The following is an 11,253-nucleotide window of genomic DNA, read 5'->3' on the forward strand; positions in this document are numbered from 1 at the left end:
TGGAGTTGGAGGGAAATTATGCGACAAGCGTTTGATTATTCCGGAAAACGAAATCAGAAGCGAGTTTTAGTTTTTGGTGAGAATTTTTTATTTGAGGATCTGTTAAATGAGGCTCATTCCGTACGCTTATTTTATCGTTCACAAATTTATGTAAATTTAGGCAATGGAATGTTTGCTTGTGCAAAGGATCCACGTAGGCTGTTAAATTCACGTGAGGTTTATCAATCTGCGCGCACAGTAATGGATTCTCACCACTGTTTGATTGCTAAAAGATTACGTTTTTTGGATCAATCTAAGCCGCTTGATGTTGCATTAATTCAGTCTGATCCCTGTTTTAGTCCTGATGATTATGAGTTGAGAAGAATTCGCTTTGAATATTGCTAATCATTTTAGCTAATTTGAGGCGGTTGGTAGTTCTTTAAGACCTAGTCTTCAATGGTTCTTTGAAAACTTAATACAAACAATCTATGATCCGTTTGGTAACCGTGGCTAGGCGGGGAGAGGGTGAAGAAGCCATACGATGTTGCGGTATTTAATTACTGGTTGGGGACTATTAACTAGGCAATCGGGCTAACAGCCAAATTAGCTTGGATTGAAACGTGATTGACCAAAAAGTCCTGTCTATGCTCATTTGTATAGAAGTGGGTTTAACCGAGTCCGAAAGTCGGTTAGTTGATTTTAAGTAATTGGTTTGATCAGTGTAGCGTTGGTGAGCTATCTGAAAGAACAATCAATTCTGAATTAACTTAAAAAATTGTTTTATGTACTAACAAAGAAGTTTCATTTATTACCAAAAAGTTATCAATTGATAAGAAATCAAAAAATAAGAATAAAAATTCTATGGGGATAGTGCGCCTTTTTTACATAAAAGGGGGAGAAATTTTGATTAAGCGACACGTAAAAGTTGCTGTGATCAGACGAAGGTCGCAAATAAGAGCTTATGCGATTGTTTTTGGAGTGTTTCTAGTGTTTATGGGGATTGTCTTTTTATTGGGAACATTGCACTGTGAAGCTAAGTTAGCAATGGATACAAATGAATTACGTTTAATACTTATTTAGGGGGAATTAGTTATGCAGGATAAAAAACAAAAAATTTTGGAGAGCGATTTTAAAGCTAATCCTAATTATTGGCGAGAATTTGCTAAAAGGTTTGGTGGAGTAGTTGTTTGCAGCAATCAAACTGGTCAGCCGATTACTTATTTGAATTAATTAAGTGTGATCTTTTATGAAAGAAGCAGGATTTAGCAATAAGAAATTAGCAACTACGGTTTTTTTAATTTTAGTTTTAAACTTTGTTGATCTATTTTTGGAGCTTTACTTTTTAGGCAATGTTAAAGAGCTTGCGAGGCCAAGTCATGCCCCTTTGCTAAAAGACTTAGTTAATGTATATTTGGTTGTTTTGTTTGCAACAATTATTTGTTCTTTTAGCTATTTAAAAAAATATTGTTTTGATCTTCAAATTCGTGATTTGGTTTCAAATATTTTAAATCAAATAATTATGGTAAGTTTACTGTCTTTTTCAGTTTTTAATTCTCTGTGGGGACTTGAAGTATTAGTTTTACTAAATGACTATTTTAAATATGTAATATTAGCAGTACTGATTGCTGGAGTTGTATTTTCATTTGCAGATTCAGATGAATTCTTTATATTATTGCTTTTTTTCATGATGGCAGCAGTACTTTTAGGAGTAATTTATTTTTCAGCATCTTTAATATCTTTTTTGAATATTTTTTAGTTTAAAGGAGCGTGTTTATTTTGGAAAAAAGGAAAATTCCAGATAATTCAAAAAAGAAAAAATGGATCAAAATTAGTGTTACTGCTGTTTTAGCGTTGTTAGCAGTCATTTGCTTGTTCTTTTTTGTTAAAAGTAAAAAGGAAAAATCTATTTTAGATAGTTATGTACATGCTAGTAAACCTAAGGCAGTTCAGGTAGCCAAATTAAAAAATGGGCCGACAAAAATTTATCCGTCAGATATTGATAATGTCAAAATGGTAACGCCTTTTGAACTTAATGATTATCGTTCTAAGGCACTTTCAGATGGATATGGAGATAATTATGCGGGATATGTCAGTATTCCGGCAATTGGCATGTATTTGCCAATTTTGAATGGTGTGAATATGTATACTTTGTCTTTAGGAGCAGCTGCCTATTATCCAACTACTGTTCCAATTGGTGGAGCGGGAAATTATGTATTAGCTGGTCACAACATGAACACGTCCCTAAATGTTTTATTCTCACGCGTACCTAATTTAGTGCCCAACGTACACCAACAAATTATCTTAACTGATAAAGTAAAAAATTACTACTATCAGATAACTGATAAACAATTGGTTCGCCCGTACCAACCCGTTTATAAGGGTACAGAAACGCCAACTACAAAATCAATTTTGTATAGCGACAAAAAGCAACGAAAGGTAACACTGTTTACCTGTAATTATAACGGAACTCGGCGGTGGGTCATTACTGGTCAGTTCGATTATGAGACCAAACATTAAAGCGGGCTAATAGTTAATGCGATAAGTTTTATGGGCGGTGACTGTTTGTTCTCAAGGAGGTGCTTGCGTATGAGAATACGGAAGAATCAACAGAAAGGATACACAGTCTTACTTGGATACCTACAAGGTATTAATGTTAATGATTGCTTTTGGCACATTAGTTGCCACAATCATAAACAACAAAAAGTAACAAAAAATCGTCCTACTCTAACTTTGGCAAGTTATAGGACGATTTAACATTGTTCGATAATTAGTCACCGCCTTTAAAGCGGATCGCTAAGGGATTGGTGTTCTAGCACCAGTCCCTTTTTCAATATCAATGATAACACATGCTATAATGTTTTTGTACCCTTAAGGATTTAGCAATAGAAAAACGAACGCACACTTGCTAATAATTTACAACAAGTTTTTGTACCCTTAAGGATTTAGCAATATAAAAACTCAAAATTTAATCCAGTTTCAAACCTTTTAGCAGATTTGGAGCTGGATTTTTTGCTGAATGAGAAAAAAATTAAACTTTTTTCTAAAAGCACTTGACGTAACTTATGAGTTACAGTACAATTAAAAATGTGATAAGGAGGTTAGATTATAAATTAAGTAAATGTTTACAAAAATAACTGATTATGAGCAAGAAAATCTTTTCAAAAGTAAGATTGATATGACTTTAGTTAAACGTCTGTTGGACTCTAATATAAGCGGTTATAAAATAGCAAATGAAATTGGAATGCCTAGACAAACAATTATTCGCCTAAGAAATGGTCAAAATGATCCTGGAAGAATGAATGTTTTGACTGCATATCGGCTTAGCGAGTATGCCAGAAAGGTTTTCAAGGAAGAAGATTAGCTTTTTAAATTGGGGGATTTAAAATGAAAAAATCAAATGTTTTGAGTGGGTTGTTTATCACTGGGGGATTACTTATTTCGTTAGTAACGACTAACCAACAAAAGGTGCAAGCTAAGGATTATAGCTATAAAGTTGTTACCGTAAAAAAAGATCCATATGCGCAATTGTATGACAATAATATGCAAGAAATTCCGCGGGCAATTAATAATAATTCTGATTGGCGTGTTGGCAAAGTTAAACAAGTTAATGGGACTTATTATTATCAAATTTCTGGCAATGAATGGGTTGGTGGCAATGACGTTAAACCTAACTTTGATCCCGCAACTGGTAAATTGAACCAGAAAATAGTTGGCACGATTAATAGTACGATTACGGCTATTTACGATAATCAAGGCAACAATACCTATGACGATGGTGTTAACCTGGCTTATCAATCGCAATGGACTGTTGGTAAAGTTATCCGTAATTCTCAAGGACGGTTGTTCTACCAAGTAGCACCTAATATGTATGTGCGTGACGATGACATGACCTTGAACGTAACGCCTAACAACATCAAAGATGTGTCAAACTTTGGTTTGAATGGCAAGCCAACAACCACCGTTACTGCTCCAAGCAACAGTTCCAATACTAGTTCCAGTTCTAACAACAGCAACAAGCCAACCGGTTATAGCTACAATGTTGCCCGTGTCGTTAGTGGAAACGGTGCTAAGATTTATGACCATAACGGTGTTGCTACAAGTTCCAGTGTGCCGGCAAACTCTGACTGGCGGGTTCTAAGAACATTCAACATTAATGGTGGTCTTTTCTTTGAGATTGGCGACAACCAGTGGCTAAACGCTAGTGACTGTTCAACTAACTTCACACCATTAGCAGCTAATGGTTCAGGAACTACTAACGGTGGAAGTTCAGCTACTAATACAGGCTCAAGTTCTAATAGTTCTTCAAATTCTAAACCAACAAATGATAAGCCATTTAATACAAATGGAGCTCATGGAGAAGCCGATTGGTATGTTCCTGTTCAACACCAACCAAATTCAGCTTATGAACAATCTCTGTTAACTGAAATTAATAATAAACGTTTAGCTAAAGGGTTATCTCCACTTACTATTAATTCTAAATTGACTCAAGCGGCTACTAAACGGATTCAAGAAGAATCAACTCCATATGATCACGGCAATATTCCAACCCGCCCAGACGGATCAAGTTGGTGGTCATTATTGTCTGAAGTTGGTTATAACTGGAGCTACGCTCGTGAATTAAACTATATGATGGGCGATGATCTTTATGATAGAAGCATGTATGATACTCCAGAAAAAGTTACAAGAGCTTTAATAGGTAATTCTACTGACGATGGTTTTTACGGTACTACGGGCTATAATCAAAATTATTTAAGTCCTGAAGCCAAAGAGATGGGTGCAGCCGTTTGTTACACCTACGGCGATGGTCGTGTATATACTGAGATTATTATTGGAGCTCAAAAATAACAATTAAATATGTTTCACTTTGCGTCACAGATAAAATCTGTGGCGCTTTTTTTTGTTATACACATCTAAAAAAACTAAAGGAGGTGGTGCTTCAAATTAATAACTCTGGTTTTAATTTAAAGAAGGAGGTGAGTTTAACAGTTTTAAATTTAAGAAAAAGGAGATTTAAAAAATGAAAACTCATACGCCATTTAAAAGTATTCGAAACCTTTTAGTGGCACTTTTTAGTTCATTGCTTCTATTTTTTTCTATCGGTTCTAATTTAACTAATGTTCGGGGCGATGCTATATCCATTGATCAAAGCATGCCACAATTTAATAAAAATAATTCATTAGTAATTGCCAAAGATGTTGACACGTCCCAAGCCGATATTAAAGTGACGGGTTCTAGTCCAACTGTTAGCCGCATGACGGGCAATCAACGTCCAGGTTCAATGTCAGACAGTGACGCCACTAAGCTACTGTTTGCTAGCCCAGCAGATATGCAAAATGCTGTAATTAACATTAAGTACGCCAAATCTGTTGGGACGTATATGAATACCCCAATTTATGCGCAAGTAAAAATTCACGATATTCAAGCCCAACCGCAAGCACCAGTCTATGGCGAAACGATGGTTTGGTACGTGAGCGACAAACTCTACAATGGTATTCAATGTATTGGTGAGCAACAGTATCACATGGATTTAACGTTTACTGACGCCAATGGTACACCAATTGACGTTGGTGAGGATCCTAACCAAACATTTTTGACAATTAGTTCCTTGAATCAAAATACTGCCAATGCTTCTAATGGTCAATTCAGTCACTTTATTTTGGGAAATGAATTTGTCAATTACGAAAAAATGGGATCATTACCTTACTACAAAACTAGTGACTCTATTTTGAAAGAATTTAATTCACCATGGAGTGGAACACCAGTTATTGGTGGTAATCGCAGTGCAAAATCCGTTAAAGATAGCGTTAATACTGACGTTGGGTTTGAAGATTTGCTTGGTCGTCCCACATTTCCACGAGCTTCTGCTAGTTTTCAGATTAAAGGCAGCACGATTAAGTTAATCATGGGCAGCTATGCTTCTGCCACGGAAGACAACAAGCTTAATGGTGGCGAATATGGTTACGCTAATGGTCAGTGGTTAGCTTTTAGTTCCGCAACTCTTTGGAACCCCGTTCCAATTGCTCCAACTAAGGACGTTATGCAAAACGACTCTGATGATCCATCTAATCAAGCTAATTTTCATTCGATCAATAAAAAGGAAGTTCAGCCTAATGAGAAATTTGAGTATACTATTTCTCAAAAAGTTGACCAAATGAACGTTACAATTTTAAACCGTTACAAAACGTTTGAATTTTCTGACAAGTTGCCGGATGAAGTGGACTACTTGAAGAATGGTTACGTGACAGACGATAGCTCAGGTAAGAAATTATCAACGGACGCCGGTGATTTCACTTATGAAGACGGCATTTTAAAATATGCGTTTTCAAGTAACTTCTTAGCAAACGTCATGCCTCTATCTGGTGAAACCTATACGGTGCATATGCCGGTCCAAGTTAAAGCTAACGTTAAACCCGATACGGTAATTAATAATATTGGTCACGTGCAAATTGACAAAGATAAAGCGGATACGAACAAGACAGAAAACCCTGTTGGTTCTGATCCGGGCACGCAAATTTACAAGAAGATTTTCGTTGGCAAATTCGACAACGTGAAAGATTGGGACTCATTGTTCAAATCAGCGGTTAAATCTTCAGCAAGTGCCGCTGACACCGACACGGCTAAAACTCAAAATCAAGCTGCTACTAAGACTTTAAAGAAGCAGTTAAATCGTGATAGTGGTGACGACAAAGGCGATAACTACGACGGTTCCGACGCTCTCAAGGACGAACAAAAGTTAACCGCCAAAGATGACACCACTGACGTTCATTTTGCCGTGCAGTTCAAATTAAGTAAGTATGGTGACTTTAGCAGTTTAACGCTAGAAGATAAGTTGCACGACGCTTTTAACTACAAGTCAGCTAAAATCATCGATTCCAAAGGTAAAGATCTGACTAACGATGGGACGTTAGACACGGGTTCTTCCAAGCGAGACGTTACTTGGACCGCTAACGATGCCGAAAGCTTGCGCGGTAAAACCGTCTATATGTATCTGACAGTAAACTTGAATAAGGACTACAAGTACACTTCAGACTTGATTGATTCTCAGACGGGCAATTATCTCATTCCAAACGATGCGAATGCTATCGTAGGTAAAGACACGTACAAATCAAATCAAGTGCATGTAGTGGTTCCTAATCCTGAAGGGACTCTACCAGCGCCGACAAAGACAGTTGTCGATGCCAACGGCAATGACGTTAATCACAAAGAAGTTGCGAACGGCGATACCTTGTATTATCACGTCGACCAAAAAGTTGGTAACTTAAACGAAGATATGCTCAAACCCTACTCCTCCTTTGGGTTAAGCGATAAGTTAGATCCAAACGTGAAATACGTTGAGTCTTCAGTCGTGAATAAGGATACCAATAAAAAGATTGACGATACTAATACCACGGAATACGACCAAAAGACGCATACCGTTTCTTGGTCCGCCAGCAAGGACTTCCTAAGTAAAATGCCACTCAAAGGTGAGACGTACGAATTAGTGATAAAGGTTAAGGTTGATAATTCAACGGCCTTAGAGAATGCTTTAGGTGGCGATAACAAGGAAGATCCAGGCACGCAAGTTGTAATCAAAAATGTTGGCCAAAGTACCATTAATGATAAACCTCAAAAGACCAACGAAGTTGAGAACCCCTTGAAGCCCAAGGATCCAGTTAAACCAACAAAGACCGTGGTGGACGCTGACGGTAAGGATATGAACCATAAAGTTGTCCATAATGGCGACGTCTTAACTTACCACGTTGACGAAAAAGTCGGCACGTTAGGCAAAGACTTAGTTTCTCGCTACAAGTCATTCTTAATCAGTGACAAATTGGATAACAATTTAGATTACGTGAAAGCAGAATTAGTAGATAAAGCTAGTCCTGACAAAGAAATTAGTGATCCGAGTCAAATTACCTTTGATCAAACACAAAACACGGTTACTTGGACCGCTAGTTCGGATTTCTTGCAGAACATGAAACTTCAAGGTGAAACCTATGAGCTAGTCATTCAAGCGAAAGTCAATATTAAAGATGGCGGCGATAGCAAAGATCAAATTATTAACACTGCTACGGTTAATATTGACGACAACCCACAGTTGACCAACGAAGTTGAAAATCCGTTAAATCATAAGAACCCAGCACCGACTAAGTCAGTCGTTGATAAAGATGGTAAAGATATTAATAACGCCAAGGTTAAACCTGGTGACGAACTTTACTATCACGTCGACCAGAAAGTTGGTACTTTAGGTAAAGATTTGAGTCAACGTTACCCTGATTTCTCCATCAAGGATCAGTTAGATAACCGGTTAGTTTATAAGAATGCTTATGTAATTAACAAAGCTGACGGTAAAAAGGTGAGTCAACCCAGTGAATTAACGTTTGAACCTACCAGCAATACTGTTCTATTCACGGCGTCCAAGGACTTCTTGGATAAAATGGAGCTGAAAGGTGAGACTTACGAGTTGGTAATTAAAACTGTTGTAAAAGGTAATAATTCTGACTTGACGAAAGATTCCAGTGACTCCGATCAAAGTGCAGATTCAACAAGCAACACCAATGATCAAGAGGCGCAGTCTAGTGATAAATTAAAAGAATTGGAACCTGATTTGAATTCTAAGTCTAGTAGCAGTGCTGATACTAATTCAGAAATTGATACCAAGACAGCTAGTGATTCTAATGACACAACAGATACCACTGATTCCAGTGATACAACCACACCAGCAGCTGACAGTTTAGATTCTTCTTACAATGACAGTGGTGAAAATGACATTGTTAATGTTGCAACTTCAACTCTTGGCGGAGAACCATTAGACACTAACGAGGTTCGTAATCCATTAGAACCAGTCAAAAATCCAGCGACTCCAGATAAAGATAATTCTAAGGATCAGGACAATCCGAGCGATGAAACTCCCGAAGACGCACCATCGTACAAAAAGATGGCGCAAACAGGTTCCATTAGTTTCTGGCAACAGTTGTTAAATCAATTCTTAGCTTTGTTTAAGTAAAATATTCTTCACTTATTAGATTGATAAAACTATATTCTTAATGTAAGATGTAAGAAGTAAGAAATAGAAAATAAAAAAGTTAATCTGATAAATTAGGAGGATAGGCATATGTCACAACTAACCAGTATTTTGTCTAGCAAGGGACAAGTCGTAATACCTGCTCCGGTGCGTAAGCAGTTAGGATTAGAAAAAGGTAGCAAAATATCTTTTGAAGTAAAAGGGGATCGGGTCATTGTAAAAAAGTTACCAACAGCTTTAGACTGGTCTAATCTGATAAAGGATATACCAGTAGAAGATGTTGAATTTGACGAGAACGGAAACTATGATCCTAAAAAATCTCCAGAGTTTCATGATTGGATGGTTAATGGCTAACTATGGAACCAATGGATATTTATATTGCTAATGTTCCTTATGAAGATACGGACGGAGAAAAAATTCGTCCTGCCTTAGTAGTAAAAATAACTGCTCAAAAAATTGGTGTTTTTAAAATTACTTCTCAATATGTTCAATCCTCCTATTTCAAGAATAAATTTTATTACAAAATAATGGATTGGAAAGGCGCGGGTTTAAATAAGCAATCATATGTTGATACTCATAAGATATTTAGACTTCCACCTTCGAAAGTTTTTAAAAATCAACCAATTGGTAAATTGACTGATTCAGATGTTATTAGATTGTTTGAGTTCATAAAACAATCTGAATAATTAAATATGTTCCACTTGCGCGTCACAGAGAAATCTGTGGCGCTTTTTTTGTTTTCCAGAAAAAGGAAAGCGAAAGGAGGTGAACCATGAGCACAAAAAAGAAGTCCACCCAAGACTTACTTTTGGCAAAAATCCTGCATGAAAGGGGGATCTCTAACAAAGAGTTTAAAGTGCAAAACCGTAAGCAGGCGCTCGCGGTTTTAATTGATCCGGCAACGGATCATGAATTATTAAATGTAATTGACAACTACTATTCTCAAAAATTAATTGATGAAGAAATTAAACAGCAATTACTCAATCCTTAAAGAAAAGAGGAAATCATGTGTCTTTGGTTTTACAAGCATTAATGGCTAATTTAATTAATAAAATGGACGCCCGTGCCATTCAAAAATTAGGCGATATTTTCGGTAACCTAACCAATGCTGCTAATCAATTAAAGGGCAATTTAACTACTTTAGGCTTTGTGTTAGCCGCCGTGGTCATTGTTGCCGGTGGTATTGGTTTATCTTTTGGGACGCAAATTAATCAAGCTTCTAAAAAGTTGATTATGTGGGCCGCTATTGGTGTTGCAGTTATCTGTTTGGCGCTGGCGATAATCTCTTGGGTACAAAATGCCGTAGGAGGTGGTTTTTAGAACCAAATAAAACTTGAATTTTGAATTATGATTTTTTGATTTTCCCTTATAAAACAATTGATTGAATATCGATTAACCCCATGATTAATATTCAACGTACAACGTGTCGACCGTGAAAAGTTGGCACGTTTTTACTTGCGGTGACGCAAGAATAAAAAATGGAGGTCAAGCAAATGTATTCAGGTTATATTACAAATGTGGATAAAAAGATTCGCAAATCTTTAAACATTCCCGTACGCAAAAAGCTTTTAGTAACGTATAAGAAAGCCACAATTTCCATGGCAGAGTTAGAAAAAATCTTTGAAAGTATTGCCCAATATTTGGAAGACAATGCCCTAGATACTACGACCATAGCTTTTACGATTGAACAAAAAGAAGAGAGTCGTAATGGTGAAGTCACTAGTATGGACTTTGAAATTCCAATTCAAACGACTGACGCGGGTCAAAAAAATTTGTTACCGGACAAATTGGCGATTGATATTGCTGACGATGACAACCCAGACCAAGCTGATTTAGATATTCCTAGTGAAATTGCGAACGAAATTAGTTCTGATCAAGATGACGAAACACCTTATGACAGTTCATTTGCGGAGACAGAGCAGCCTACTACTGAACCAGAGGCAGAGGATTCTGCTGACGATCCATTTAGTGATTTTCAGGGAGATTCAGCAGAGGAGGTGTTTGACTTAGATATTGACGATGAAACGGAAGAAACGTCAGAGGAAGATCCTGAACCAGATTTATCGGTTACTAACGAACCACCAGTGAATCAAGCGGAAAATCCACCGGTATCAGCGTCAACGGTTGATCAAGCCGCAGAAACGTCAAGCTTGGTTGAAGAAAAGGCTCCGCAACCAGGATCTGCTTCGGAAGCCCCAGTTTCTAATGACCAAATTTTAAATTTAAGCCAATATTTAGCCAATTTGTCCATCAAGCAACAACAATTACAA

The 11,253-nt window shown here is 37.0% G+C and carries 12 protein-coding genes and 1 pseudogene; all 13 read left to right on the top strand.

From position 1 onward, the window contains the following. The first annotated feature begins 18 nt into the window (after positions 1-18). Positions 19-384, top strand: coding sequence for a hypothetical protein (locus AC3B6B_RS07770; protein ID WP_489758101.1), 366 nt, complete (start codon positions 19-21; stop codon positions 382-384). A gap of 687 nt (positions 385-1,071) precedes the next feature. Continuing rightward, positions 1,072-1,209, top strand: coding sequence for a hypothetical protein (locus tag AC3B6B_RS07775; RefSeq protein ID WP_489758102.1), 138 nt, complete (start codon positions 1,072-1,074; stop codon positions 1,207-1,209). Between the two features lie 16 nt (positions 1,210-1,225). Next, entirely contained in the window at positions 1,226-1,735 is a 510-nt protein-coding gene (locus tag AC3B6B_RS07780; RefSeq protein WP_489758060.1) for a hypothetical protein, read from the top strand. A 20-nt stretch (positions 1,736-1,755) separates the two neighbouring features. Then, positions 1,756-2,496 (top strand): class A sortase, encoded by a 741-nt coding sequence (locus tag AC3B6B_RS07785; protein ID WP_489758061.1) that lies wholly within the window; start codon positions 1,756-1,758, stop codon positions 2,494-2,496. A gap of 69 nt (positions 2,497-2,565) precedes the next feature. Further along, complete coding sequence (locus AC3B6B_RS07790; RefSeq protein WP_489758062.1) at positions 2,566-2,733, top strand: hypothetical protein; 168 nt, start codon at positions 2,566-2,568, stop codon at positions 2,731-2,733. A gap of 364 nt (positions 2,734-3,097) precedes the next feature. After that, positions 3,098-3,340 carry a hypothetical protein gene (locus AC3B6B_RS07795; protein ID WP_489758063.1) on the top strand — a complete coding sequence of 81 codons (243 nt, stop codon included), beginning with the start codon at positions 3,098-3,100 and terminating at the stop codon, positions 3,338-3,340. A gap of 23 nt (positions 3,341-3,363) precedes the next feature. Next, a complete protein-coding gene (locus AC3B6B_RS07800; RefSeq protein WP_489758064.1) occupies positions 3,364-4,824 on the top strand; it encodes a CAP domain-containing protein in 1,461 nt (486 codons plus the stop codon). Positions 4,825-4,996: 172 nt separating this feature from the next. After that, positions 4,997-8,965: an isopeptide-forming domain-containing fimbrial protein gene (locus tag AC3B6B_RS07805; RefSeq protein WP_489758065.1), complete on the top strand. Its 3,969-nt coding sequence runs from the start codon at positions 4,997-4,999 to the stop codon at positions 8,963-8,965. A gap of 108 nt (positions 8,966-9,073) precedes the next feature. Next, positions 9,074-9,337, top strand: coding sequence for an AbrB/MazE/SpoVT family DNA-binding domain-containing protein (locus AC3B6B_RS07810; RefSeq protein ID WP_489758066.1), 264 nt, complete (start codon positions 9,074-9,076; stop codon positions 9,335-9,337). Positions 9,338-9,339: 2 nt separating this feature from the next. Beyond that, the gene (locus AC3B6B_RS07815) at positions 9,340-9,669 is read left to right on the top strand and encodes a type II toxin-antitoxin system PemK/MazF family toxin (protein ID WP_489758067.1); all 330 of its coding nucleotides are present in this window, start codon (positions 9,340-9,342) and stop codon (positions 9,667-9,669) included. A gap of 86 nt (positions 9,670-9,755) precedes the next feature. Beyond that, positions 9,756-9,974 (top strand): hypothetical protein, encoded by a 219-nt coding sequence (locus AC3B6B_RS07820; RefSeq protein WP_489758068.1) that lies wholly within the window; start codon positions 9,756-9,758, stop codon positions 9,972-9,974. A 17-nt stretch (positions 9,975-9,991) separates the two neighbouring features. Beyond that, on the top strand, positions 9,992-10,303 hold the full coding sequence (locus AC3B6B_RS07825) for a hypothetical protein (RefSeq protein ID WP_489758069.1): 312 nt from the start codon (positions 9,992-9,994) through the stop codon (positions 10,301-10,303). A 173-nt stretch (positions 10,304-10,476) separates the two neighbouring features. Next, a pseudogene (locus AC3B6B_RS07830) lies at positions 10,477-11,253 on the top strand (hypothetical protein); the annotation flags it as partial.

It is taken from the genome of Bombilactobacillus sp. ESL1197, assembly GCF_058107145.1.